The sequence below is a fragment of the Bradyrhizobium sp. GCM10028915 genome (genome assembly GCF_042666195.1).
Lineage (GTDB): Bacteria > Pseudomonadota > Alphaproteobacteria > Rhizobiales > Xanthobacteraceae > Bradyrhizobium > Bradyrhizobium canariense_D.
Map to the genome: position 1 here is coordinate 1 of NZ_JBHTFN010000017.1, position 22,974 is coordinate 22,974.

Here is a 22,974-nt window from a genome sequence, read left to right on the forward strand (position 1 = left end):
TGCCGCGGTGGCCTCGCTTGCTCTTGCCCCGAGGCAGATAGCGCCGCCAGGTGAAGTCCGTCGTGCGTGTGATCTGGGCGTAGATGAAGCGGTAGATGCTCTCGTAGGAGATCACCCTACGGCCACGTTCCCGGGCCAGCCTGCCTGCGACCTGTTCGGGTGACCAACCGCGGCTCAAGCCTGCCAAGACCTCGCGGCGCAAGCTGGCGTCCCGCTCGAGGCGAGAGCCCTTCCAGCGCCGCGCCCGGGTCTGCTGCTGAGCATAGCTTGGCTTGTAGCCGACTTGCCTGCCACGGTTCCGCCTCAGCTCCCGAGAGATCGTTGATGGCGGCCGATCCAAAGCTGCCGCGATTTGCCCGACCGAGCCGCCATTGGCCGAAAGGCGGGCAATCTCGCATCGATCGTCAAGGGAGAGCTGTTTGTAAGTCCGCCCCATGGCAACACCTCCAGATGGAAGTGTTGCACTTCGTTTGTGAACTCAGGGGACCCATTACCCCGAATGCCGAATGTTGAAGAAGCCAGAGCCGCCAGCCTTCGTCAAACTTCTCCCTGGGGTTATGGGTCCTAGATCAGCGCTCGTTACGCTCGCTTGTCCAGGACGACGGCGAACACGGAACGACGCCTAGGCCCCCGCCTTGCACGTGATCCCGCCGTCCACCACGAGCTCGATGCCCGTCACATATTTCGCTTCGTCCGAGGCCAGGAACAGCGCGGCGTTGGCGACGTCGAAAGCGTCGCCCATGTGGCCCATCGGCACTTGCGCATCGCGCGCCCGCCACATCGCTTCAACATCGCCCTTGGCATAGCTGTTCGCAAGACCTGCGGAATGTTCCACCATCGGCGTCTTCATCAGGCCGGGCAGGATCGCGTTGACGCGGACATGGTGGCGCGCGAACTCGATCGCGGTGGTGCGGGTCATCTGGTTCATCGCCGCCTTCGAGGTGCCGTACGTGACGTAGGAGATGCCCATGTGGCGGATCGAAGCGATCGAGGAGATGTTGATGATCGAGCCACCGCCCTGTTTCACCATCACGGGGATGACGTGCTTCATGGCGAAATAGGCGCTCTTGAGGTTGACGCTGAAGACCCGGTCCCAGCTTTCCTCGGTCACTTCGACCACGCTGCCCATCTCGGCGATGCCGACATTGTTGTCGAGCACGTCGATGCGGCCGTAGGCCTTGAGGCATGCCGCAACCATCGCCTCGACCTCGCGCGCATGCGAGACGTCGGCCGTGAACGCGCTCGCCTGGCCGCCTTCGTCCGCGATGATCTTCGCGGTCTCCTCGGCGGCCGCGCCGTTGCGATCGACGCAAAACACCTGCGCGCCCTCGCGGGCAAAGGTGACCGCGGTGGCCTTGCCGTTGCCCCAACCCGGCCCGATCGAGCCGGCACCCACCACGATCGCAACCTTGCCCTTGAGCCGACCCATCGCGTGTCTCCCTTATTATTGTTCTTTGCAGACGATCATCTTTGTGACGTTAGCACCAATGGGATGACCGACAATCTCGGACAACGTCCGGCACTTGCCGTCATGGCATAGCCGCCATTCGCCAGCCGCGTCCGAATTGCCCAGCACGACCTCCGGCATCGGCGCGCGCGCGGGCCTCCATTGAAACCAGCCGTCGACGAGGCGCGCCTCGGGCGGCGGCTCCATGCCGGGGCCGGTGCCCTTCACGCGTGCCTGCACCAGTTCGAGCCCGGCGGGGGTGACGCGCCAGTCTTCCTGCCAGTCGACCTTCGCGATCGAATGCGTCCACACCAGTGTGAACGCGGACAGCGCCAGCGCCTTCAGGCCTGAGGCTGTGACGAGGCAGAGGCTCACACCGCCTCGACCGGCGCCGGCGGCCGCCGCCGCCACTGCCACAGCACGATCGCAGCGGCGAGCAGGAAGCCCGCGGTGTCGCTGAACGGGAAGTCGCCGAGCAGGCACAGCGCGGCACCGAGCGCGACCAAACGTTCGAGGAACGTCAGGCGCGTGAACAGGAATCCGATCGCGACCATGCCGAACAGCGCGATCGCCACCAGCGCCTTGACAGTCGCCAATGCCACCGCGCCGTAGAAGCCGAGCTTGGCCGCCATGGGATCGCCGCCCTGCAGCATCAGCGCCGGCGAATAGACGAAGATGAAGGGGATGACGTAGCCGGCGAGCGCGATGCGCATCGCCTCCCAGCCGATCTTGTCCGGATTCTCCTTCGCGATCGGTGCTGCGGCAAGCGCGGCCAGCGCCACCGGCGGCGAGAGGTCCGCCATGATGCCGTAATAGAACGCGAACATGTGGCTTGCGATCAGGGGCACACCCAGTTTGGCCAACGCGGGCGCCGCGAGCGCTGCCGTGATGATGTAGGTCGGGATGGTCGGGATGCCGGTGCCGAGCAGGATCGACAGCAGCATGGTCATGATCAGCGCCAGGAACAGGCTCTTCTCGCCGAGACCGATCACCCAGCCGCCGAAGATGGTGCCGACGCCGGTCTGCGACATCATGCCGATGATGACCCCGACGATGGCGCAGGCCATGCCGACGGTGATCGCGGATTTGGCGCTTTCAGCCAAGGCATCGCGGCAGGCGCGCAGGGCGGAAAATCCGCCACGCACGAACGCAGTGATCACGATCAGCGCGACGACGACGCCTGCGACCGGCACGATCTGAAGGCCGTCGCGCGAGAGCGCCGCGACGACGAGCGCGAGCCCGATCCAGAAGACATAGCGGATCGCCATCGAAGACGCGCCTGTCGTGATGGCGGTGCCAAGGATCAGCGCCACTGTGAGCGCGAGGCCCATGCTGCCGGCATAGAGCGGCGTAAAACCTTCGAACAGCATGTATACCAGCGCCGCGAGCGGCAGCACGAGATACCAGCGCGTCACCAGGGCCTTCCAGGCGCTCGGAATCTCCGAGCGCTTCATGCCGGTGAGCCCGTGCTTGCCGGCCTCCAGATGCACCATCCAGAAGGCGGAGGCGAAATAGAGCATCGCGGGAATCGCGGCCGCCTTCACGATCTCAGAATATTGGACGCCGAGCGTCTCTGCCATGATGAAGGCGACCGCGCCCATCACCGGCGGCATGATCTGCCCACCCATCGACGCTGTCGCCTCGACGCCGGCCGCGAACGCGCGGCGATAGCCGAACCTGATCATCAGCGGAATCGTGAACTGGCCGACGGTGACGACGTTGGCGACGCCGGAGCCGGAGATCGTGCCCATCATGCCCGAGGCGAACACCGCGACCTTGGCCGGGCCGCCGCGGGTCCTGCCGAATAACCCAAGAGAAACGTCGGTGAAGAGCTGGATCATGCCGGCGCGCTCCAGGAACGAGCCGAACAGGATGAACAGGAAGATGTAGGTCGCCGAGACGTAGATCGGCACGCCGTAAAAACCTTCGGTGCCGAACGACAGATGCGTGACGATCTGGTCGAAATCATAGCCACGATGGTTGAGCGGTGACGGCAGATACTGGCCGAAGAACCAGTAGACGAGACAGGCGCCGCACATCAGCGGGAGCGCTGCGCCCATCAGCCGCCGCGTGCCCTCGAAGATCAGGACGGCGAGCAGCGTGCCGACCACCAGATCGAGGCGCGTCGGATCGCCGTCACGTGCGATCAGATCCGCATAGAAGATCCATTGATAGAGCCCGCACAGAAAGCCCATGCCGCCGATCAGCCAGCCGATCGCGCGGCCGAAATCGCTTTTGGCGGTGAAGTTGCCGATCAGGCCGAAGGTGAGGAGAATGAGGAAGCCGACATGGACGCCGCGCACCACCTGGCTCGGCAGATAATTGAAGGCCGCGACATAAAGCTGGAAGATCGCGAAGGCGATGCCGATCCAGTAGGCGAGCGTGCCCCACCAGCCCGGGCCAAAGCCTTCCGGAAAACCGTGCTCGAAATTGTCGAACTCGACCTTGATGGGCTCTTGAGCGCCCTCTGCCTTCTCCAGCATTTCAACGCATCCCCAATCGTCGAGCGCTTATAGCATTGGCACGGTCCATCCGCGCCGTCATGCCCGGGCTTGTCCCGGGCATCCACGATCTTTCTCGCCTGGCCTTAGAACGTGGATGGCCGGGACAAGCCCGGCCATGACGTCCGATAACGAGGCCGACGTTACTTGATCAGCCCCTTTTCCTTGTAATAGCGGATCGCGCCGGGGTGCAGCGGAACCGGGCTGCCGCTGGCGGCCGTCTCGAGCTTGATCTCCTTGCCGGCCGCATGCGCGTTGGCGAGTTCGGGCAGCGACTCGTAGACCAGTTTTGTCATCTGGTAGGCGAGATCGTCCGACACCGCCGAGCTGGTGACGAGGTAGTTGACCACCGCCGCAGTCGGCACGTCCTTGTCCTGCCCGGTGTAGGTGTTGGCGGGAATGGTCGCCGCGATGAAGGGCAGGCCGATCTTGTCGACGGTCTCCTTCGGCACCGACACCACCACGATCGGGCTCGAGGTCGACAGATCCTTCAGCGAGGCCACTCCGAGCCCGGCCGATTGCAGCGTCGCGCCGAGCTGGCGGTTCTTCATGAGGTCGACGGATTCGGCAAACGGCAGATACTCGACCTTGCCAAGATCCTTGTAGCTCATGCCGGCCGCCGCCAGGATGGCGCGCGAATTCAGCTCCGTGCCCGATTTCGGCGCGCCGACCGACAGGCTCTTGCCCTTGAGATCCGCAAGCGTCTTGATGCCGCTCTCGGCAGTCGCGACGATCTGGATGTAGTTCGGATAGATCGCGCCGATCGTGCGCAGCTTGTCGAGCTTGGACTTGAAGCCTGCTTCCTCGTCGCCATCCCAGGCCGCTTTCAGCGAGTCACCCAGCGTGAACGCGATCTCGCCGCGACCCTGCTGGAGCAAGATCAGATTCTCGACCGACGCCTTTGTGGCCTGCACCTGCGTCTTCACGTTAGGAATCTTGTCGCCGTAGATCTTCCCGATCGCGACCCCGAGCGGATAGTAGACGCCGGAGGTGCCACCGGTCAGCACATTGATAAAGGATTGCGCCTGCGCGCAAGGTGCCGAGGCCGCCAGAGCAAGAGCCGCGGCCACGCCGAAAATCGTTCGTTTCATGATCTTTCTACTCCCCAAACCGGCCGGAAGTTGGCCGGATGAGGGGGGGCGGGTCAACCCATCCAAAAGTCAAAACAGGACTGCAGTAAATGGCTGTGCTGGTTCGATTTTTGGGGAACTCGCCGGGTGCGGCGAGGTGGCGCAGCCAGGTCTGGTCAGCCCCTCACTGGAAGGTCATGTCCAGGCACTTGGAGATGTCGGAGCCGAGGCCGGAGGAGATGATGATGCAGCCGCGCACCTTCTGCGCGCCGACGTCGGCGGCCCACACCGAGTAGCCGCCGGGGCCGAAGAACGAATTGGTGTTCGGCGGCTCGGTCTCGGTCGCGTCGAAATCGTAATGGCCGTCGGTGTCGAAGATGCGCGGCTTCTTGGCGCAGCCGCCGTCGGTCTGGACGTTGATGACTTCCTTGTTGTCCCGGGTCAGCGCCAGCGAGACCTGACAACGGAAATATTCCGAGGTCTTGGTGTTGAAGAGGTAGGTGTATGACTTGCAGGTCGCGGTGTTCAGCTTGCCCGGGGCCAGGCCGCGGCTGCACGAGATCCTCTGGTTGTGGCTGAGCTGGTAATCATCGGCACGGGCGGCCGGCGCGAGCACCGTCAGCAACAGGCCGGCGGCCCAGCAAGCTTTAATGACGAGGTTCATTCGAATCATCCCCTACCCAATGTTTTTGTCGAATTGCGTTCTAGACGGAAAGCGGAACATAGTCGCGCGGGGACGAAGGGAAAATCACAAACTGCTCGGCAAGACGTGATGCGCTGCGGCGCTTTCGCAAATTGACCTGAAAGCGCCGTTCGTGATTTGTTCAAGCCGGGAGCCTCGATGGGGAGGATAGGGTGATGGCATTTTCGACAAGGATATTTTTGGTGACGGCCGTGCTCGGCGCGTTCGCTGCACCCGCATTGGCGCAGACCGCTGCAACACCTTGGGAGCTCAAGCCCGACACCGGCTACGCCTATGACAAGGACGGCAAGACCTTCTCCTACAAGATGGGCACCAGCAATGCCGGCGAACTTCTGAAGGGCGCCAAGAAGGTGCCGAAGGGCACGCTGTTCTTCCTCGGCCACAACGGCCAGCTCTACATGCGCAGCGGCCCGTATCTGGAAGGCGACGGCAAGTTCAAGTTCGGGTCGGATCAGTAGGGCGAGGTCGCGGCGACGCCACACACTGCTGTCGTCCCGGCGAAGGCCGCGACCCCTACCGCGTGATCCCTCGATTGCGTACGGCCGCAGTACCGAACGACCGTCCTCCCAAACTATGCCCTGTGGTAATGGGTCCCGGCCTTCGCCGGACGACGCCGCCTAAAACGCCCCCGCCAGCTCGCGCGCGCCGGCGTTGTTGCTGTTGCTGTCCATCCTCGTATCCGTCACCGCCAGCAGCTTCGCCACCGTGTTGTGGCGGATCGCGACCGGGTTACGCTCGTAGCCGCCGCGCTGGAAGAAGTTCGAAGTCGGCACCTGCTCGCGCATTACCTGCGGCATTGTCACCATGTCGAGGCCGGTGCCGTCGCCGGTGAGGTTCATCATCTCGAGCTCGGCCGCGCTGAGCGGGCGGTTGTAGCCCTTGGCACGCGCGAACAGCACCGAGGTGAGCAGCTTGTGAGTCTGCAGCATCGGCCCGATATCGATGTCGAGCACCATGGCATGCATGGCCCAGCCCTGCGCGGTGTTGCCGATCTTCTCGTGCTCCGACCAGGTGTCGGGCACCGACTTGGCGTGCGCCACCATTTTCTTGAGCACAGTGAGCTTGTGCTCGAGCGACTGACGCGCCGGGCCTGAGGTCCGCGCCACCTTGTCAGAGAGAGCGCGGATGAATTCATGGCCTTGCTCGGCCAGCAGCTCGACGCTGTTGGTCGTCAGCAGCTGGTTGTAGCCCATCGCGGTCGAAATGGCGCGCTTGCCGCCATGTTCGATTCCCGCCTGCACGTCGTAACTGCCGGTGCCGCCGGTCTCGAACGCGTAGACCCGCACCGCCTGCTCGCGCGTCAGCCCCGAGGCCAGCGCGTAGCGTGCATAGACGCGCTTGAATTCGACTTCGTTGGCCGGCCGCTGTGGCGTGAACTGATAAAGCTCCTGCGCCGCGCGCAGCAGATCGGCGACCACCGGGATCGGCTTTTTCGTCGGGCGGTCCGGGGTTTCCTCCGGCTCCGGATTCACCGGCCGTTTCGGCCCGTTATAGAGCGGCGGATGCTCCAGCACGTAATCGTCGAGCGTGACCTGCTGCCCGCTGCGCCGCTTGGCATTACGGCCTTTCCGCTTCTCGGAGATCTGACTCCAATAGGCGCCGGCTTCCTCGTCAAAGGCCGCGCGCGCCGCCTGATACTCCTGCAGCTTGCGGCGATATTCCAGCACGGCGGGCGACACGCCGCCTTGCGCAAAGAACTGCGACAACAGCTGGGCATTGGCATTGCGGACGGCCGGCGGCAGCGCGTCGGATTCGCCGCCGCGCACGGCAGGCGCGAGCAGGACGAGCGCGAGTGGAACCAGTCTCACGGCATTTCGAATCGATTGATGCATGCTGCCCTCTTAGCAGGCATCCGGTAACTGTCACGTTAACGCGCCGTTTACCTCGTTTTCGCCCCTCGCATCATTTCCAGGCGAATACCGGCTGTTCCAGCTCGGTGACGCGGGTGTGCCGTCCTGCCAGCACTTCGCGGAACTGGTAGATCAGGGCCGCCGTCGGTGCGTGAATCAAGCTCGACTGATGATGGAAACGGATCACACGGCGCGTGCTCTCGGGGATCGCGACGAAATCGAAGGCGTCGGCGCGCTCGACCGTCGCAAGCGCGATGCGATGGACGGAGGCGACCTCGTCCGGGTTTGGTTTGATCGCGGCACTATCGGCGGCCCAGACCACGACCGGCGTGATCAGATAACCGGAGCGGGTCGGATAGTCATCGAGCGTGCCGAGCACCTCCGCGCCGGTGAGGCGCAGGCCAAGCTCCTCGTCGAGCTCGCGCAGTGCCGCCTGGACCGGCGTCTCGCCGGCATCGCAGCGTCCGCCGGGAAGAGCCCATTGGCCGCGATGGGCGCGCAGATGCGATGCGCGCAGCGTGAGCAGGAACGCCGTGTCATCGCGCTCGCTGGCTGCGGTCAGCGCAATCACCACAGCGGCACGCTTCAACGCCGCCGGCGCCTCATCCTCCGGCAGCCGCGTGAAGGCCGCACAGGCAGCCGCGATATTCCGCCGTGTGGCATCGTCGAACGGTCTCATCATGCTTGACTACACCACGTCCGGCCCCGATGAAACGAGATCGCACGACCCGCTCAGGAAATGGACGACATGACCAACAAGACCGCCGCGAGGCTGAAAGCAGACGGCTGGACCATCCTGGAGACCACGGGCTTCATGCACCTGATCGGCCCATTGTGGGAGCGCAAGGTCGACGGCCAGTACGAATTCGCACTTGCGACCGAGGACAAGCACCACAATCGCCGCGGCATGGTCCAGGGCGGCGTGATGATGACGTTCGCGGACCGTACCTGCGGCATGACTGCCCGCTATGTCTCGGGCAAGGAGTTCATGGCGACGGTGCAGCTCGACACCCATTTCGTCGACGCCGGCCAGATCGGCGACATCCTGATCTCCCGCCCGCGCGTGGTGCGCTCGACGCGCAGCCTGATCTTCATGAGCACGGAGGTCAGCGTGGACGGCCGCTGCGTGGTGATGGCCAATGGCGTGTTCAAGATCTTGAAGGGGCCGGGGTAACTCCACACCCAACGCTGTCATTTCCTGCGAAGGCGGGGAATCCAGTACGCCGCGGCTTCTCGATTGAACTACAGCCCTCTCGGAATACTGGATCGCCCGGTCAAGCCGGGCGATGGGAGCGTAGCAAGCATCTCCGCCAACCGCGTCATTGCGAGCGCAGCGAAGCAATCCAGACTGCCGCCGCAGACGCATCTCTGGATTGCTTCGCTGCGCTCGCAATGACGGAGTGAGACGGATATGCTGTCGCCCGAAGAAGCAGCAAGGACGCGCCCATGCAATACCGCCAACTCGGCCGCAGCGGCCTGAAAGTGTCGCCGATCTGCTTGGGCACCATGATGTTCGGCGGGCCGACCGATGAAGCCACCTCAAAGCGGATCATCGCGAAGGCGCACGAGGCCGGGATCAATTTCATCGACACCGCCGACGCCTATTCGAAGGGCGCATCCGAAGAAGTCGTGGGACGCGCCATCGGCAACAACCGTCACGCCTGGGTGCTCGCGACGAAACTTGCGAACCCCATGGGGGGCGACCCTAACCGTGTCGGCCTGTCGCGACGCTGGGTATTGCAAGCGGCGGATGAGAGCCTGAAGCGGCTCGGCACCGACCACATCGACATCTATTATCTGCACAAGGAAGACCATTCGACGCCGCTGGAGGAGACGGTGCGCGCGATGGGCGATTTGATCCGCGCCGGCAAGGTGCGCTATTTCGGCGTCTCGAACTACCGCGCCTGGCGCGTCGCCGAAATCTGCAACATCTGCGACCGGCTCGGCATCGACCGGCCCGCGGTGAGCCAACCCTATTACAACGCCATGAATCGCATGCCCGAAGTCGAGCACTTCCCGGCCTGCTCCTATTACGGCCTCGGCATCGTGCCCTATAGCCCCCTGGCGCGCGGCGTGCTGACCGGCAAATACACGCCCGACGCGGCTCCCGACAAGGAGACGCGCGCGGGCCGCAATGACACCCGCATGATGCAGACCGAATGGCGGCCGGAATCGCTCCAGCTGGCGCAAGAGATCAAGGTTCACGCCGAAAAGAAGGGCATCACCGGCGGCCAGTTCGCGGTCGCCTGGGTGCTGAACTCCGCCTTTGTCTCCTCGACCGTTGCCGGCCCGCGCACCGAGGAGCAATGGGACGGCTACATCGGCGCGCTCGACTATCGGTTCACCGCCGAGGACGAGGCGCTGATCGACAGACTGGTCGTGCCGGGTCATCCTTCGACGCCAGGCTACAACGACCCGGCCTATCCGATCGAAGGACGTCGCGCGCGGACGGCCTGAGCCGGAGACAAGGATGGCCCTCGAAGATCGCTATGGCCTGCCGATCTCCACCTCTTCGCCCGAGGCGGCATCCGCTTATCGTGAGGGCGTCGACCTCATGCTCGCGGGCTGGACCGGCACGGCGGAAACGCTGGAGCGCGCGACTGCGGCCGATCCGGATTTTGCGCTGGCCCATATCGCCCGCGCCCGCCTGCATGGCTTCTATCAGCAAGGCGACCTGGCACGTCAGAAGGCGGCCCTCGCGCGTGAGCTCGTGGCGACACGCGGCACGGAACGCGAGCATTCGCATGTCGAGACGCTGGCGCTCGCAATCGAGGGCCGGCTGCCGGAGGCGATCGCGGCAACGATGAAGCACGTCGAGGCGTGGCCGCGCGATGCATTGGTGCTGTCGCTGCCGCTCGGCGCCTTCGGCCTGTTCGCGTTCTCCGGCACGGCCGATCACGACCGCGCGCGGCAGGAGCTGTGCGAGCGCGTCGCGCATGACTATGGCGAGGATTGGTGGTTCCTCACCATGTACGGCTGGGCGATGACCGAGAACGGCAATGTCGGTCGCGGCCGCGGTGTCACCGAGCGCGGCTTCGAGCTGCGCCGGCAGAATGCCCATGCTGTGCACGCCGTGCTGCATGCGATGTTCGAGGACGGTTCGATCGAAGCGGCCGACCGGCTCGTCGACGACTGGATCCCCTGTTACGACCGCGCCGGGATCTTGCACGGCCACATCCGCTGGCATCAGGCGCTCGGCGCGCTGGAGCATGGCGATGCCGCGCGGGCGCTCGCGATCTATGCCGATGTGCTGCAGCCAGAGGCCACACAGGCGCCGCCGCTCAATCTCGTCACCGACGGTGCGTCACTGCTCTGGCGCCTGTCGGCTTACGGCCACGCCGTGCCGAGAGCGCTCTGGGTCGAAGCCGATGCCACCGCGCAAAGACTGTTTCCGAAATCGAGCCTGCCCTTCGCCGATATCCACATGGCACTGTTCGCAGCCGCAACGCAAAATCGCGAGGCGCTTGTCGCGCGGTTGACCGCGATCGAGCAGCGGCTCGCCGATGGCAAGCTGCCGGCCGGCCCCGTCGTGCCGGCGGTCTGCCGCGCGCTGGCAGCCTTTGCGGACGAGGATTACGCGGCATGCGTGCAAATGCTCGCGCCGGTCCTCGACGAGGTCGTGCGTCTCGGCGGCAGCCACGCCCAGCGCGAGTTGATCGAGGACACTTTTGTCGTTGCCCTCATGCGCAGCGGCGACCTGCCGCGCGCCCGCGCCCTGCTCGACGCCCGCCTGCACCGCCGCCCATCCTTGCGCGATACGCGCTGGCGGGCGGCTATGGGGTAGCCCCGCCACGAAAAAAACACTGGCCTGACGGCAAGTGCTGGCCGGGAATGGGTTGGGCGATATGGGCGAATTGCCGTTGGGGTGGCGCGGTGGTATTTCAGACGAGTCCGGCAGAACAAACGGGATCGCAACCAATTTACGGTTCGCTGGTTATCCGACGGGACTTTTCGGTCGTTCCTTGGCATGTGAGCCTTCCGATGCGCCTCTGCCGCCCCATCCTCGCTGCTGCCCTCGTCCCCACCTTGGTCCTCTTGGCAAGCCCTTGTTTTGCCGAGTCTTCCGCGCCGATTCCCGTCAACAATCCGCCCGGGCAACAGACCGCCTTTATCGACTTGCTGGCGCTGATGTCCGGCCACTGCAAGACGTTGAAGGTTGCCGGCCGCACCTTCCCCTGCAAGACGGTCGCCTACGCTCATGGTGACAAGGGCCGGGTCAATTTCACGGTCGCGGTCGACGATCCCGCTGATGACAATCACGTCGTGTCGTTCTCCGGCGAGAACGGCAAGCGCGCCGACGACAATTCCTACGAGCTGCCGATCGACCGCATGCTGCTCAACTCCAAGGACCGCCCCAAGGTCGACGGGCTGCCGGTGCCGGCCGAGCAGACCTCCACCGGCCTCTGCCGCCAGACCGGCAATTTCGCCGCCAAGAAGGTGAACGACGTCACCTGCTCCGCGACCGACAGCGAGGGCCGGAAGTACGAACTCCTGTTCGTCTCCGACGGCACGCCGGTGAGCGTGCGCCGCATCAGGCAGTCGGCGCCGTCGATCCAGGATCCGTTCAAATAGCTCCATCCGTTACGTGAACGCCTTTCCAGCGTCGCGAAGAAGGCGAGATTGACGGAATTCCTGGGCACCGGCAGCGGTCGGCCGCGCTGCGCGGCATGAACATGCTGGTGATGTAGGGCATGCGGCAGGGAATGCAGATCGCATCCTCGAAGACGCCAGGGTCGAATTCAGATGGCCGCGCACCAGCTGTGTGTCGAAGCCGAGATTGCTCACCGACGAATTCGCGCGCATCGTCACCACCGATGACGTGATTGCGTCATTCGCGGCAGAGTGATGGCAGAGTTGCGATCACGCCGGTGATGCGACAATAGATCTCACGAGACGCACGCAGCCGCGCGAACCGGACCAATGTAACTGCGTCGTTTCGACGCCCGCACTGGCCGGAACGTGCCGGATGACCATGTGTTGTCACACGACATTCAACCGGAGTGATGACATGAAGTATCTCTTTGTCGCGATGGCCGTCGGTGCTGCGGCGCTTGTCGGCGGATCCGCGGCGAACGCGGCCAATCATTCAAGTGCGAAACAGAACGCGCCAGCCGCCCAGTCAACCGATATCAGCGCGCAGCACAGGCACCACCATCACGGCTATCGCCATCACTGGCGTCCTCACCACCATCATGGATTTCATCGTCCGCACTACCGGAGCTACGGCTATTATCCGCGGCACCACGGCTATTACGGCGGTGGACCGTACGGGTATTACGGCGGCGGCGGTCCCAGCGTGACGTTCGGCTTCGGCGGTAGCCGCTGGTAAGACGAAAGGCAGCAAGACGAAAGGCTCGCGAAACGCGGGCCTTTCTTTGCTCGTCAGCCTATTCCCGCAAGATTATGCCCGCCGTCTGTTGACCGCTCGCCAGCGCCGCTTCGACTGTACCCATGTCGGCTCCGCGATAGAGCGCCTCGCCGGAGAACAGCACCGGACCGTCGGCGCGCGCAAGGATCGTTTGCGCCTCGCGCGTTCGCGGCGTCGCCCAGGAATAAGCGCCGCGGGCGTAGGGATCGTGCGCCCAGTTTGTCGCGACCGCGATGACGAGTTCGCGTGCGAGGTCCTCGCGCGACAGGCCAAAGACGATCGCAAGCGAATCGAGCCCGGTATCGATCAGCGCTTGCGGGTCGAGACGCGACAGCGCTGCCGTGCGCGGGCCGCCGAACCATCCGGTCAGCACGGGATGCCGGTTCGGATATTGCGTCCACCACACCGGGATGGCCTGGTCGGACAAAAGGAAGGCCATGTCCGCGAGCTCTTCCTTGCGCTCACGCCACCATGGCCGCCTGAAGCGCAGCAGGATTTTTATCACGTTACCGAAGCCGATATCGTCGGCCGCCGCCGCCTTCGCGCGCGCGCGGCTCGGCAGCCCGATCTCGCGCAACAACGGCAACGGAACGGTGATGATCACGCGATCGCAGCCCTGCACGTCGCCGCCGACACAGCGAACGGCGATCGCGCCGCCCTCCTCCTCGATCGCCGACACCACGCAGCCGAAGCGAAACGTCACGCCAAGCTTGCGGCACTCGGCTGCCAGGAAGTCGATCATCCCACCATAGCCGCCCTTGATGCGCGCCTGCGGAGAGTGCCCGCCAGCCATCCATTCCTCGCGCAGCGCCAGCGTGGAGGCGGACTCGGGATCGGCCGCATCATAGCCCTCAACCATTCGCTCGATCGAATGGCGCAGCCGCGCATGCTCATCCCCGGCAAAATGCCGGCGCAGGAAATCGGCGACGGTGAGGTCGTCGTTCAATTCCCGAACCACGGCGTGCAGCTCAGCCTGATGCGGATCGTGGCGATCCTCGCGCACGATGTCAGCGCCGTCAAAGCCCCATCGCTCGCCCTCGATCTCCTGAAGGGACAGCCCGGCTTCACGCAGCAACGCGCGCGTGACCGGCGCCTCGCCGTGGACGAATTCGGCGCCGCCGTCGGCGGGGTAGCCGAACTCCGAAGCAGGCAGCGGATGGATGCGGCCGCCGCAGCGCTCGCGCGCCTCCAGGATTGTCACGGTCCTGCCCGCGCGCGCCAGCTCGCGCGCCGCCATCAGACCGGCCGCGCCGGCACCGACAATGACGATATGCTCGGATGTTGCCGACATCTCGGTGCTGTTACTTGCCCACGGCCTGCGGATCGTTCTGGATCAGATAGCGCAGCAGCAGGACGCCGCCACCGACATCCCGCGTGCTCTCCAGCGTCATCGCGCTCAGTGGTGCGCGCCGGTCGCCGTCGGAGTCCGTGGAATCGAACACGAATGGCGCGCCCTTGGCGCCGTCGATCGCGGGACTGAGGATCAGGTTGAACTCGTCGATCAGGCCGGCACGCAGGAACGCGCCGTTGGCGACGCCGCCGCCCTCCACCAGCAGGCGCTTCACGCCGAGCTCGCGGTTGAGGATGTCCAGCGTCAGCGCGAGGTCGATCTCGGACTTGCCGGCAAAGATATAGGACACGCCCTCGCCGCGGAGCCCCGCGAGATGCGAATCTGCGACGCTCTCGGTCAACACGACGACGATCGGATCGCCGCCGATATCGGAGCGGCCCCAGCCGATCTTGCCCTGCGCATCGAGCACGACGCCATAGGTTTTCGCGTCGCGTCGCGCGAACCAGTTTTCGCGCGGAAATTTCGCGTCCGCCGTCGTGGGATAGGGCTCGCCCTTGGCGAACTCCGAGCCGGTGATGCGGCCGATCACCCAGGCGTCGCCGCCGAGCTCGTCGTGGATCTTCTCGAACCAGTCCGTTCCTGCCCCCTTCGGGCGCCAGCGGCTCGGATGGGTGCGGCCGTCCAGACTCGAATGCATCAGGCAGATGACGTAAGGCTTCATGCGTATCTCCGGGCCGCGCTCAGGCAGCCGGCTCATTGCCCTTCTCATTCCCAGTGGCGCGATCGTTCACGATCAAAGCGAGGGGATTGAGCTTTGGCGGCGCGATGAGTTTCAGCGTGTTGGTGTCGCGATGGTTGAACGGCGCGCCGCGCACGAACAACTCGGTCTGGATCAGATAGGTCCAACTGCCGTCGTCGTTGAAGGTGATGTCGCAGCGGTAAGCATCGGTGCGGAACGCTTGTTCCAGAAAATCAGTCGAGCAGATCCCGTAAGCGGTGTCGCCGCGCTTGGCGGTCACGGAGATCTCCTTGTCGCCCGGCCCGGCCTTGCCCGACGCCAGCAGCACCTGCCCGCGCGGGATCGCCAGCGTCTGCATGATCAACCCGGTCGCGGGCTCCCACAACCAGTAGCCGACCTGGTCGTGGAAGGTGATGTCTTCCTCGGGCGTGTTGATGTGGATGTGATAGCGCAGCCCATAGAGCAGCTGCGGCCCGTTGGCCTGCGGATCGATCGGGTCCATCCGGATGCGCTCGATGAAGGTCCGCCGCTCCGGCCCCTGGGCCTTCGGATTGATGTCGATACCCTTGTCGGCCTGCCAGACACCGGCGAGACGGCGGAGCGCGCCGAGATTGGCAAGCCCGTCGGGCGAGACGTCCTCGGGCTCGGTGAAGATATCGGCGGGAAGGGGGAGCATGGGTGTCCTCGTGTCGTTGCGAGGCAGCAATAGCATGAGAGCGCGGGCGTGGCTCGTTCTCCAGCCTCACAATCGCGAATGGACATAGGCGTCACGCGCAGACGATCCATCACGCGAAGCGGAGCCGAACCTCCTCAGTTCGGCTCCGTCGCCAGTGCGCTTAGTGGCGGTGGTCGCGGACCTTAGGTTGATTGCGGTGGTCCCGGACGATGGGTTGATTGCGATGGTCGCGCACGATGGGCTGGTCGCGATGGTCGCAGACGATGCGTCGTCGCGCTCGAGGGTGTCACCACGTCGCCAATGCGATCGCTGGATGGAGTTGTGCATGGAGTTCTGCCTTTCGCTTGGTGGATCACTGCGAGCTACCTGACAACAAGGTAGATTTTGCAATCGACGTCGAATCTGCCGCAGTTTTAATCAGGCACCCGAGCGTCGGGCTTATGCAGCCAAGGCGTTGACGTTCCGGAATTCGTGAAAATCATGGCAGCTGCCCAAGAGAGCGTCATAAGCATTTGTGTTCGGTGTTCCCGTTTGCGCCACGGAATCACGATGATAAGATCACCTCAGGATTGTGAAATACACCATAGGCGATGAAGCCACTCCTAAACTAGCGTTCACGTGACGTCCTTATTTTCAAGTGAGTGGTTTGGAATGCAGCAGGCTTGGGTCGAGAAGTTCTCGGACCTCATCGGCAGTGTCTATGATTGTGTGATCGCGCCGGAAGGCTGGACCGAAGTTCTGGATCAGATCTGCGCCGAGTTCGGCTTTGCCACCGGCGCGCTCTCGGTCGCCAGCCTCACCAACATGAAGGCCGTCGTCAATGCGGTCTCCGGGTCCGACCTGGCCCAGATGGCCCAGAACGGGGTCGGCTACGGCCCCGACATCATCGAGCTCTGGGGCGGCGCCGAACGCATTCGGCAATACCCGCTCGGCGAGCCGATCGTTCAATCCCAAGCCGTCCGGCCGGACGTTATTTCCAGCAACCGCTACTATCGCGAATGGGCCATGCCCAGGGGCCTGTTCGACGCCGTTGCCGTCGGCCTCGTTCGCGACAGGACGATGGTTGGAAATGCGATATTCAGCCAGCATGAGTCGGCAGGCCGGATCGACGATGCGCAGGTCGACGGATTGCGCCTTCTGGCGCCTCACATCCGCCGCGCCGTGACGATCAGCAATCTGTTCGACATGAAGGCGGTGGAAGCCAACACATTCGCGGCGACGGTGGAGGCCCTGACGGTGGGCGTCGTCCTGGCCGACGAGGATTCGAAGATCGTTCACACCAACGCCGCAGCCGCGGCGATGCTCGCGGCCGGCGATCCGATCGTGGCAAGGCATGGCAGGATCGCGGTTCAATCCGCGGCGAGCACGGCCACATTGCAATCAGCCGTCGCGCAGGCGGCAAAGGACGAGGCGACGCTCGGGCAAAAAGGCATCGGCATCCCGATCCCTCGCCAAAGCGGTGAGCCTCTCGTCGTCCACGTTCTGCCGCTGCGACGCAGCCACACACGATCCGGTCTGATCCAGAGCGCCGCTGCCGCCGTGTTCGTGACGTCAGCCTCCGGGCCGCCGCGATTGCCTCACGATGCGCTCAACCAGCTCTATGACCTGACGCCGGCCGAGATTCGCATCTTCGAGCTCATTTGCGAGGGACACACGCGAGACGCGATCTCGGCCTTGCTCGGCGTTTCCGTCAGCACCGTGAAGAGCCACCTCATTCACGTCTTCGAAAAGACGGGCTGCCGGCGCCAGGTCGATCTGGTCAGGCTCGCGAAATCGCTGACGTTCCCGGTGTAACAGAAGACCGCGCTCAAGCCGCTTCCGACGTTGATCGCGCACGCTGCTCGAGCACGCCGATCGTCGAGACCAAATTGTCGCGTCGCGCGCGAAGATTCAGCGCAAGAAGCGGATAGGTCGGCTGAAGCACGTCAAACACCCCTGCTCTCGCCTCTTCCTCGAGAATGTCGGTGTTGATGAGTCTAACGCGCCACCACAAATCGGCGACCAACGCATCGAGCCGGAGTTCGCCGGCAGCACCAGAACGGGACATTTCCTGCATCACTTGCCTCAACCTGAAACGACCTCTCTTCCAAGGCCAGACTTTGGTCCTGGCTGAGCAAGCAGAGTGCCAGCAACGGGCGGGCGCGATCTGGTTCCGGAACGGATTGCTGCGCGAGCCGGCTGGTCAAGGCTTGGCGCTGGGCAAGATGTTGCCCGTGGAGAGCGAAAATGGTGCCCAGGGGCGGAATCGAACCACCGACACTGCGATTTTCAGTCGCATGCTCTACCAACTGAGCTACCTGGGCGTGCTCCAAAGAGGGGCCAAAGCCCATCGAGCGGGCGGTTTATAGTGGGCTGAAGGCTGCCTGTCCACCCACGCTTCGCCGATGGCTTCGCGGGGCGTGGCCCGGCTGTGCACAAGGCAGGACGTGGCTCGGAGGCAACGCCGCGTAGCGGTGCATCGACAATTTAAATACTTGATAGAACAGGGTTATTCCTCTCCGTCTGCCTCGTCATCGCGGCCGGGAATGACATAGGAGCCTTTCAGCCAGCGGTTCAGATCGACGTCGCGGCAGCGCGAGGAGCAGAACGGGCGGGTGGCCTCGGACTGCGGCTTGCCGCAGATCGGACAGGTTTTGAGGGGGCTTGCGGGCTTTTTCACCTGGTCGTCCATAGGGTGCTCAGCTTACACGAGGTGAGAGAGTTCAAGAGCCCGTCGCCAAAGGGGTTCCTCCGGCGGAAGCGCAGGCGTCCCGGCCAGATTTCCGCGGGGCAATTCTACTGTGCATGGGGTTGTTTTCGCGATTTTTGCAGGAGCGGCTTTTCGGCTCAGACGGCGGTGGCGTTGAGCCAGCCGAAGCGGATCGGGAAACCTTCGCCGCCGAGCAGCGTGGTGGTCTCGTAGAGCGGCAGGCCGACCACGTTGGTGTAGGACCCCACCATCTTGACCACGAAGGAGCCGGCGATGCCCTGCACCGCGTAGCCGCCGGCTTTGCCGCGCCATTCGCCGGAGCCGATATAGGCCTGGATATCGTCCTCCGAGAGGCGCTTGAAGCGGACGCGGGTCTCGACCAGGCGCTGGCGGAAGGCCTCGCGCGGCGTCACCAGGGTGATCGCGGTGTAGACGCGGTGGTTGCGACCCGACAGCAGCCGCAGGCACTGCGCGGCCTCGTCGACGAGGTTGGCTTTGGGCAAGATGCGGCGGCCGACCGCCACCACCGTGTCGGCGGAGAGGATGAAGGCGCCGCGCAGCTCGTCGTCAAGCTGCACCGATTTGAGCGCCGCATCCGCCTTGGCCCGCGCGAGCCGGTTGGCGCAGGCGCGCGGCAGCTCGCCCCGCTTCGGCGTCTCGTCGACGTCGGCGGGCCGGAGCGCGTCCGGCTCGATGCCGGCCTGGTTGAGCAGCGACAGGCGCCGCGGCGAACCGGAGGCGAGAACGAATTTGGGGCGGCCGAGCATCAGGTGATTTGGGGAATGAAGCAGGGGGTGAATTGCGCGCGGAACCTATCGGACGGGGGCTGATTTCACAACCCGGGAACCCGGACTTTACTGATTCGACGGGTACAGGATGCGTGTGCCTGCAGTCTGTGACGCGGGTGTTACGGGCGCCGAATGCTACCCGTTCGCCGCGCCCACCTTCGAAAACCGCCGGCGGATGCGCAGCAGGAGCTGGTCGCAGACGTCGCGATAGGCAGCCAACTTCTGGTCGCGGCTGCCTTCCATGGTGGTGGGATCATGCGTCGGCCAATACTCGACGTCGGCGGCAAGCGTGCGGGTCAGCTCCAGCGCCTTGTGATGCGCCTCGGGCGACAGCGTGATGATCAGGTCGAAATTCAACCCCTCCCAATCCTCCAGTTCCTCGAAGGTCTGAGGCTTGTGGGCGGAGATGTCCTGGCCGAGCTCGGCCATCACGGACACCGCGAACGGATCGAGTTCGCCGCGCCTGGCGCCGGCCGATTTCACGTAGAGCCCTTGCGGAAACATGTGCCGCAGCAGGCTCTCGGCCATCGGCGAGCGCACGCTGTTCATGGCGCAAGCGAACAGCACCGATTGCGGATCGCGTGCGCGTGGCGGACCCGCCATCGCGCTTAACCCTTCCAGTGCAGAACGGTAATGAGCGTGAACAGCCGGCGCGAGGTCTCGAAATCGATCCGCACTTTGCCCTTCAAGCGCTCCTGCAGCGTGCGCGATCCCTCGTCATGGATGCCGCGGCGGCCCATGTCGATGGCCTCGATCTTGTCCGGCGTCGCCGTGCGGATCGCCTGATAGTAGCTGTCGCAGATCATGAAATAGTCCTTCACGATCCGCCGGAACGGCGTCAGCGACAACAGATGCGCGACCACGGGCGTGCCGTCCTCGCGACGGATGTCGAACATCAGCCGGCTGCCGGTGATCCCGATATGCAGCGTGAACGGCCCCTTCCCGTCGGCGCCCTCCGGCGCGAACAGGTTCTGCTCGATCAAATCGTAGATCGCGATCGCGCGCTCATGCTCGATGTCAGGCCCGGAACGGCCGATCGAGTCCTCGTCGAGCGTGACGCCGACGATGCGATTGGTCGAGTCGTCCTGTTCGGGCGGCTGGGTCATGACAAATTGAGGCGCAATCCAATCGAGCGCGAATGGGCATCTAGCCCCTCCGCCTTGCCGAGAATCATCGCGGCTGGTCCCAGCGCACGCAGCTGATCCGGGCCGCATTTCAGGATCGAGGTGCGCTTGAGGAAATCGTGCACCGAGAGCCCCGACGAGAATCGTGCCGAGCGCGCCGTCGGCAGCACATGGTTGGAGCCGCCGACATAGTCCCCGATCGCCTCCGGCGTATGCGGCCCGAGGAACACGGCGCCGGCGTTGCGGATTTTTGCGGCGAGCGCGTCGGGATCTTGCGTCATGATCTCGAGATGTTCGGCGGCAATCGCATCCGCGAGCGGAATGGCGTCGTTGAGGTTCTTCACCATGATGATGGCGCCGAAATCGGCCCACGAGGCGCTGGCGATCACGGCGCGCGGCAGCGTCTTCAACTGCGCCTCGACGGCTTTTTCGACATCGGCGGCAAGGCGCGCGGAAGCGGTAATCAGGATCGACTGCGCGCTGGCATCGTGCTCAGCCTGGGCCAGCAGGTCGGCGGCAATCCAGTCGGCATTGCCGGTGTCATCGGCGATGACGAGCACCTCGGAGGGACCGGCGATCATGTCGATGCCGACCTTGCCGAAGACCAGCCGCTTTGCCGCGGCGACATATGCATTGCCGGGGCCGACGATCTTGGCGACGGGCGCGATCGTCGCGGTGCCATGGGCGAGCGCGGCCACCGCCTGCGCACCGCCGACGCGATAGATCTCGGTGACGCCGCCAAGCTTTGCCGCCGCCAGCACCAGCGGATTGAGCTTGCCGTCGGGCGAGGGCACCACCATGACGAGACGCGTCACGCCGGCGACCTTTGCCGGCACCGCATTCATCAGCACCGAGGACGGATAGGCCGCGGTGCCGCCGGGCACGTAGAGGCCGGCGGATTCGATCGCGGTGTAGCGCCAGCCGAGCTCGACGCCGAGCTGATCGGTGAAGCGCTCGTCCTTCGGCAGTTGGCGGCGGTGATAGGTCTCGATGCGATCGCGCGCGAGCTTGAGCGCATCCAGCGTCGCTGCATCACAGGCTTTCACCGCGGCCTCGATCTCGTCGGCGGTGACGCGCAGGTCGGATGCATCGAGCGTCAACCGGTCGAACTTTGCCGTGGCCTCGAGCAAGGCGGCATCGCCCCGCTTCGCCACGTCGTCGACGATGGCACGCGCGGCCGCCTCGACATCGGCCGAGGCCTCGCGCTTGGCGGCGAGGAAGGCCCCGAATCGCTGGTCAAAATCGGCGCTGCTGCGGTCGAGACGAACGGGCATCTTGGCTTCTAACTGGTTTTTGGGGGCGCGGTTTGGCTCACCAGGCCCCTGCTCAATGGCGCGGCGGGGAAGCTGCGTCAACCCTTGAGCCGGGCCGCTCCCCTCCGGCGTCGTCCTGGCGAAACCGGAAGGCGTGGCGTTGGCATGCCACCTCACCCCTCGCCTTCAGCCTCCAACCCCGTCCCCAGCTGATCCGCCCCCAGATCAGTCAGCTCGCATTCCAGGCATTCGACGTCGAGGCGGATGGCGCCGCCTTGGGCAAACAGCAGCAGGGCGCTCCCGCCGGGGGCGTCCTGGCCGTGGAATTCGATGCCGACAAGGTCCAGGACAGTGTCCGGCGCGTCGAGGTCGATGTCGCGCGACTTGCAGGCGAGCACGCGGTCGAACCGGAGAGCCGCCACCAGCCTGCGCGGCTCGGCTTCGCCGTCCAGCGTCTGCTCCCAGTCCAACCGGCTCATGCCGACGACCAGCCGCTTTTCACTTTGCCGCCAGATGATGTCCGAGGGCTGCACGCGGGCGTCCTGGACGTGGGCCGAGATCACGGAGAGGTCGTCGGCGTCGAGCGCGATCAGTTTGAGCTGGGGAGACATCGACGGCGCTTTCTCCTTCGGGCGGATAGGGCTCAACGCGCGCGGGCGGCGAAATTTCCCTAGAACTAATGCCCTACGGGACTAGAGGCTATTGATATCCTCCATCTCCAGCACCTTTCGCGGATACCCCTCCCGCGCAACCCGGATCATGGCGCGGCCGATCTGCTCGGTCGAGGTAACGAGCCGCGGCGAGAGCCGGCGCAGCACCGACCACAGCGGCCAACTTGCTGCATACACGGCCTGCACCCACGCAGTCTTGGAGCGGGCACCGTGGAGCGGTTGGATCGCACCGGGCCGGAACATGTAGGCCGCCTTGAATGGCAGCTTGAGCAGGTCGTTCTCGGTCTTGCCCTTGATCCGCGCCCACATCCGCGAACCCTGCTCGGTGGAATCAGTGCCGGCGCCCGTGACATAGACGAATGTCATCTGCGGATTGAGCCGTGCCAGCGCGGTCGCCGCTGCGAGCGTGATGTCATAGGTCAGATGGCGGTAGCGCTCCTCGCTCATGCCGATCGAGGAGACGCCGAGGCAGAAGAAGCAGGCATCGAAGCCGGTGAGCTGCGCTTCGATCGCCGAATAGTCCGTGAACTCGCCGTGTGTGATCTCGGTGAGCTTGGCGTGGCGCACGCCGGTCGGGCTGCGGCCGACCACGAGCACGCGATCGATGCGGGCATCGATCAGGCATTCGCGCAAAACGCCCTGCCCGACCATGCCGGTCGCGCCGAAGATGATGATCTGCATCGGGACCTCCCCGCAGCGCGCCTTCCGCGGCAGACTGACTAATGAAAGGCTGCAACCACCGGCTCACACGCGACTGGAACGTGTTCGCACCCGGCCCGTTCGAAATCAGATCGGTCCGCGCGT

The 22,974-nt window shown here is 64.6% G+C and carries 26 protein-coding genes, 1 tRNA gene and 1 pseudogene; 7 read left to right on the forward strand and 21 right to left on the reverse strand.

Going from position 1 to position 22,974, the window contains the following annotated elements:
- The 6 genes from ACFQX9_RS11565 to ACFQX9_RS11590 all read right to left on the reverse strand — a co-directional run.
- Positions 1 to 436: transposase (locus ACFQX9_RS11565; protein WP_377788584.1), on the reverse strand; the 436-nt coding region annotated here is incomplete at its 3' end.
- 186 nt (positions 437 to 622) lie between these two features.
- Positions 623 to 1,429, reverse strand: coding sequence for an SDR family NAD(P)-dependent oxidoreductase (locus ACFQX9_RS11570; protein WP_377788586.1), 807 nt, complete (start codon positions 1,427 to 1,429; stop codon positions 623 to 625).
- Between the two features lie 15 nt (positions 1,430 to 1,444).
- Positions 1,445 to 1,822 carry a DUF1850 domain-containing protein gene (locus ACFQX9_RS11575; protein ID WP_198293337.1) on the reverse strand — a complete coding sequence of 126 codons (378 nt, stop codon included), beginning with the start codon at positions 1,820 to 1,822 and terminating at the stop codon, positions 1,445 to 1,447.
- Complete coding sequence (locus ACFQX9_RS11580) at positions 1,819 to 3,930, reverse strand: TRAP transporter permease (RefSeq protein ID WP_018453127.1); 2,112 nt, start codon at positions 3,928 to 3,930, stop codon at positions 1,819 to 1,821. Before ACFQX9_RS11580 ends, ACFQX9_RS11575 begins: the two co-directional genes overlap by 4 nt.
- Positions 3,931 to 4,091: 161 nt before the next feature.
- Positions 4,092 to 5,039, reverse strand: coding sequence for a TAXI family TRAP transporter solute-binding subunit (locus ACFQX9_RS11585; protein ID WP_018453126.1), 948 nt, complete (start codon positions 5,037 to 5,039; stop codon positions 4,092 to 4,094).
- Between the two features lie 163 nt (positions 5,040 to 5,202).
- A complete protein-coding gene (locus ACFQX9_RS11590) occupies positions 5,203 to 5,682 on the reverse strand; it encodes a hypothetical protein (RefSeq protein ID WP_085350812.1) in 480 nt (159 codons plus the stop codon).
- 194 nt (positions 5,683 to 5,876) lie between these two features.
- Between ACFQX9_RS11590 and ACFQX9_RS11595 the strand changes: the two genes are divergently transcribed.
- Complete coding sequence (locus tag ACFQX9_RS11595; RefSeq protein WP_026232467.1) at positions 5,877 to 6,179, forward strand: hypothetical protein; 303 nt, start codon at positions 5,877 to 5,879, stop codon at positions 6,177 to 6,179.
- Between the two features lie 159 nt (positions 6,180 to 6,338).
- Here ACFQX9_RS11595 and ACFQX9_RS11600 read toward each other — a convergent pair whose 3' ends face one another.
- Together ACFQX9_RS11600 and ACFQX9_RS11605 are read right to left on the reverse strand one after the other, a co-directional pair.
- Positions 6,339 to 7,553, reverse strand: a complete 1,215-nt coding sequence (locus ACFQX9_RS11600) for a hypothetical protein (RefSeq protein ID WP_018453123.1) — start codon at positions 7,551 to 7,553, stop codon at positions 6,339 to 6,341.
- A 70-nt stretch (positions 7,554 to 7,623) separates the two neighbouring features.
- A complete protein-coding gene (locus ACFQX9_RS11605; protein WP_018453122.1) occupies positions 7,624 to 8,253 on the reverse strand; it encodes a CoA pyrophosphatase in 630 nt (209 codons plus the stop codon).
- Between the two features lie 66 nt (positions 8,254 to 8,319).
- On the opposite strand from ACFQX9_RS11605, the gene ACFQX9_RS11610 reads away from it, so the two are divergent.
- From ACFQX9_RS11610 to ACFQX9_RS11625, 4 genes are all read left to right on the forward strand, one after another.
- Complete coding sequence (locus tag ACFQX9_RS11610; protein ID WP_085384272.1) at positions 8,320 to 8,745, forward strand: PaaI family thioesterase; 426 nt, start codon at positions 8,320 to 8,322, stop codon at positions 8,743 to 8,745.
- Between the two features lie 272 nt (positions 8,746 to 9,017).
- Complete coding sequence (locus tag ACFQX9_RS11615; protein WP_085350814.1) at positions 9,018 to 10,028, forward strand: aldo/keto reductase; 1,011 nt, start codon at positions 9,018 to 9,020, stop codon at positions 10,026 to 10,028.
- Between the two features lie 13 nt (positions 10,029 to 10,041).
- Positions 10,042 to 11,355, forward strand: a complete 1,314-nt coding sequence (locus tag ACFQX9_RS11620) for a tetratricopeptide repeat protein (protein WP_085354375.1) — start codon at positions 10,042 to 10,044, stop codon at positions 11,353 to 11,355.
- Between the two features lie 197 nt (positions 11,356 to 11,552).
- Positions 11,553 to 12,143 carry a hypothetical protein gene (locus ACFQX9_RS11625; RefSeq protein WP_204512526.1) on the forward strand — a complete coding sequence of 197 codons (591 nt, stop codon included), beginning with the start codon at positions 11,553 to 11,555 and terminating at the stop codon, positions 12,141 to 12,143.
- 38 nt (positions 12,144 to 12,181) lie between these two features.
- Here the strand turns inward: ACFQX9_RS11625 and ACFQX9_RS11630 are convergent.
- Positions 12,182 to 12,309, reverse strand: a pseudogene (locus tag ACFQX9_RS11630) (oleate hydratase); the annotation flags it as partial.
- Between the two features lie 270 nt (positions 12,310 to 12,579).
- On the opposite strand from ACFQX9_RS11630, the gene ACFQX9_RS11635 reads away from it, so the two are divergent.
- Complete coding sequence (locus tag ACFQX9_RS11635) at positions 12,580 to 12,900, forward strand: hypothetical protein (protein ID WP_018453118.1); 321 nt, start codon at positions 12,580 to 12,582, stop codon at positions 12,898 to 12,900.
- A gap of 58 nt (positions 12,901 to 12,958) precedes the next feature.
- On the opposite strand, the gene ACFQX9_RS11640 is transcribed toward ACFQX9_RS11635, so the two are convergent.
- The 3 genes from ACFQX9_RS11640 to ACFQX9_RS11650 are packed head-to-tail and all read right to left on the reverse strand — an operon-like array spanning position 12,959 to position 15,645.
- Positions 12,959 to 14,230: an NAD(P)/FAD-dependent oxidoreductase gene (locus ACFQX9_RS11640; protein WP_085348314.1), complete on the reverse strand. Its 1,272-nt coding sequence runs from the start codon at positions 14,228 to 14,230 to the stop codon at positions 12,959 to 12,961.
- A gap of 10 nt (positions 14,231 to 14,240) precedes the next feature.
- Positions 14,241 to 14,951, reverse strand: a complete 711-nt coding sequence (locus ACFQX9_RS11645; RefSeq protein ID WP_377788602.1) for a RibD family protein — start codon at positions 14,949 to 14,951, stop codon at positions 14,241 to 14,243.
- A 19-nt stretch (positions 14,952 to 14,970) separates the two neighbouring features.
- Positions 14,971 to 15,645 carry an FABP family protein gene (locus ACFQX9_RS11650; RefSeq protein WP_377788591.1) on the reverse strand — a complete coding sequence of 225 codons (675 nt, stop codon included), beginning with the start codon at positions 15,643 to 15,645 and terminating at the stop codon, positions 14,971 to 14,973.
- 651 nt (positions 15,646 to 16,296) lie between these two features.
- Here ACFQX9_RS11650 and ACFQX9_RS11655 point away from each other — a divergent pair.
- Positions 16,297 to 17,439 carry a helix-turn-helix transcriptional regulator gene (locus ACFQX9_RS11655; protein WP_377788593.1) on the forward strand — a complete coding sequence of 381 codons (1,143 nt, stop codon included), beginning with the start codon at positions 16,297 to 16,299 and terminating at the stop codon, positions 17,437 to 17,439.
- A gap of 13 nt (positions 17,440 to 17,452) precedes the next feature.
- Here ACFQX9_RS11655 and ACFQX9_RS11660 read toward each other — a convergent pair whose 3' ends face one another.
- From ACFQX9_RS11660 to ACFQX9_RS11700, 9 genes are all read right to left on the reverse strand, one after another.
- A complete protein-coding gene (locus tag ACFQX9_RS11660) occupies positions 17,453 to 17,701 on the reverse strand; it encodes a hypothetical protein (protein WP_007615460.1) in 249 nt (82 codons plus the stop codon).
- A 171-nt stretch (positions 17,702 to 17,872) separates the two neighbouring features.
- Positions 17,873 to 17,948, reverse strand: a tRNA-Phe gene (locus ACFQX9_RS11665).
- A 185-nt stretch (positions 17,949 to 18,133) separates the two neighbouring features.
- Positions 18,134 to 18,316, reverse strand: coding sequence for a DNA gyrase inhibitor YacG (gene yacG, locus ACFQX9_RS11670; protein WP_007597555.1), 183 nt, complete (start codon positions 18,314 to 18,316; stop codon positions 18,134 to 18,136).
- 155 nt (positions 18,317 to 18,471) lie between these two features.
- A complete protein-coding gene (locus tag ACFQX9_RS11675; RefSeq protein WP_007597557.1) occupies positions 18,472 to 19,101 on the reverse strand; it encodes a Maf-like protein in 630 nt (209 codons plus the stop codon).
- A 156-nt stretch (positions 19,102 to 19,257) separates the two neighbouring features.
- A complete protein-coding gene (locus tag ACFQX9_RS11680; RefSeq protein ID WP_018453112.1) occupies positions 19,258 to 19,725 on the reverse strand; it encodes a low molecular weight phosphatase family protein in 468 nt (155 codons plus the stop codon).
- A gap of 5 nt (positions 19,726 to 19,730) precedes the next feature.
- Positions 19,731 to 20,228: a UPF0262 family protein gene (locus ACFQX9_RS11685; protein WP_204512532.1), complete on the reverse strand. Its 498-nt coding sequence runs from the start codon at positions 20,226 to 20,228 to the stop codon at positions 19,731 to 19,733.
- Entirely contained in the window at positions 20,225 to 21,520 is a 1,296-nt protein-coding gene (gene hisD, locus ACFQX9_RS11690) for a histidinol dehydrogenase (protein ID WP_377788596.1), read from the reverse strand. Before hisD ends, ACFQX9_RS11685 begins: the two co-directional genes overlap by 4 nt.
- A 152-nt stretch (positions 21,521 to 21,672) precedes the next feature.
- On the reverse strand, positions 21,673 to 22,110 hold the full coding sequence (locus ACFQX9_RS11695) for a DUF2948 family protein (RefSeq protein WP_026232464.1): 438 nt from the start codon (positions 22,108 to 22,110) through the stop codon (positions 21,673 to 21,675).
- 81 nt (positions 22,111 to 22,191) lie between these two features.
- The gene (locus ACFQX9_RS11700; RefSeq protein WP_018453108.1) at positions 22,192 to 22,851 is read right to left on the reverse strand and encodes an NAD(P)H-binding protein; all 660 of its coding nucleotides are present in this window, start codon (positions 22,849 to 22,851) and stop codon (positions 22,192 to 22,194) included.
- Positions 22,852 to 22,974: the final 123 nt, after the last annotated feature.

Coding starts and splice junctions, on each gene's coding strand:
- ACFQX9_RS11570 (WP_377788586.1), bottom strand. CDS start 1,429: ATGGGTCGGCTCAAGGGCAAGGTTGCGATCGTGGTGGGTGCCGGCTCG.
- ACFQX9_RS11580 (WP_018453127.1), bottom strand. CDS start 3,930: ATGCTGGAGAAGGCAGAGGGCGCTCAAGAGCCCATCAAGGTCGAGTTC.
- ACFQX9_RS11585 (WP_018453126.1), bottom strand. CDS start 5,039: ATGAAACGAACGATTTTCGGCGTGGCCGCGGCTCTTGCTCTGGCGGCC.
- ACFQX9_RS11590 (WP_085350812.1), bottom strand. CDS start 5,682: ATGAACCTCGTCATTAAAGCTTGCTGGGCCGCCGGCCTGTTGCTGACG.
- ACFQX9_RS11595 (WP_026232467.1), top strand. CDS start 5,877: ATGGCATTTTCGACAAGGATATTTTTGGTGACGGCCGTGCTCGGCGCG.
- ACFQX9_RS11600 (WP_018453123.1), bottom strand. CDS start 7,553: ATGCATCAATCGATTCGAAATGCCGTGAGACTGGTTCCACTCGCGCTC.
- ACFQX9_RS11605 (WP_018453122.1), bottom strand. CDS start 8,253: ATGATGAGACCGTTCGACGATGCCACACGGCGGAATATCGCGGCTGCC.
- ACFQX9_RS11610 (WP_085384272.1), top strand. CDS start 8,320: ATGACCAACAAGACCGCCGCGAGGCTGAAAGCAGACGGCTGGACCATC.
- ACFQX9_RS11615 (WP_085350814.1), top strand. CDS start 9,018: ATGCAATACCGCCAACTCGGCCGCAGCGGCCTGAAAGTGTCGCCGATC.
- ACFQX9_RS11620 (WP_085354375.1), top strand. CDS start 10,042: ATGGCCCTCGAAGATCGCTATGGCCTGCCGATCTCCACCTCTTCGCCC.
- ACFQX9_RS11625 (WP_204512526.1), top strand. CDS start 11,553: ATGCGCCTCTGCCGCCCCATCCTCGCTGCTGCCCTCGTCCCCACCTTG.
- ACFQX9_RS11635 (WP_018453118.1), top strand. CDS start 12,580: ATGAAGTATCTCTTTGTCGCGATGGCCGTCGGTGCTGCGGCGCTTGTC.
- ACFQX9_RS11640 (WP_085348314.1), bottom strand. CDS start 14,230: ATGTCGGCAACATCCGAGCATATCGTCATTGTCGGTGCCGGCGCGGCC.
- ACFQX9_RS11645 (WP_377788602.1), bottom strand. CDS start 14,951: ATGAAGCCTTACGTCATCTGCCTGATGCATTCGAGTCTGGACGGCCGC.
- ACFQX9_RS11650 (WP_377788591.1), bottom strand. CDS start 15,645: ATGCTCCCCCTTCCCGCCGATATCTTCACCGAGCCCGAGGACGTCTCG.
- ACFQX9_RS11655 (WP_377788593.1), top strand. CDS start 16,297: ATGCAGCAGGCTTGGGTCGAGAAGTTCTCGGACCTCATCGGCAGTGTC.
- ACFQX9_RS11660 (WP_007615460.1), bottom strand. CDS start 17,701: ATGCAGGAAATGTCCCGTTCTGGTGCTGCCGGCGAACTCCGGCTCGAT.
- yacG (WP_007597555.1), bottom strand. CDS start 18,316: ATGGACGACCAGGTGAAAAAGCCCGCAAGCCCCCTCAAAACCTGTCCG.
- ACFQX9_RS11675 (WP_007597557.1), bottom strand. CDS start 19,101: ATGCTCGGCCGCCCCAAATTCGTTCTCGCCTCCGGTTCGCCGCGGCGC.
- ACFQX9_RS11680 (WP_018453112.1), bottom strand. CDS start 19,725: ATGGCGGGTCCGCCACGCGCACGCGATCCGCAATCGGTGCTGTTCGCT.
- ACFQX9_RS11685 (WP_204512532.1), bottom strand. CDS start 20,228: ATGACCCAGCCGCCCGAACAGGACGACTCGACCAATCGCATCGTCGGC.
- hisD (WP_377788596.1), bottom strand. CDS start 21,520: ATGCCCGTTCGTCTCGACCGCAGCAGCGCCGATTTTGACCAGCGATTC.
- ACFQX9_RS11695 (WP_026232464.1), bottom strand. CDS start 22,110: ATGTCTCCCCAGCTCAAACTGATCGCGCTCGACGCCGACGACCTCTCC.
- ACFQX9_RS11700 (WP_018453108.1), bottom strand. CDS start 22,851: ATGCAGATCATCATCTTCGGCGCGACCGGCATGGTCGGGCAGGGCGTT.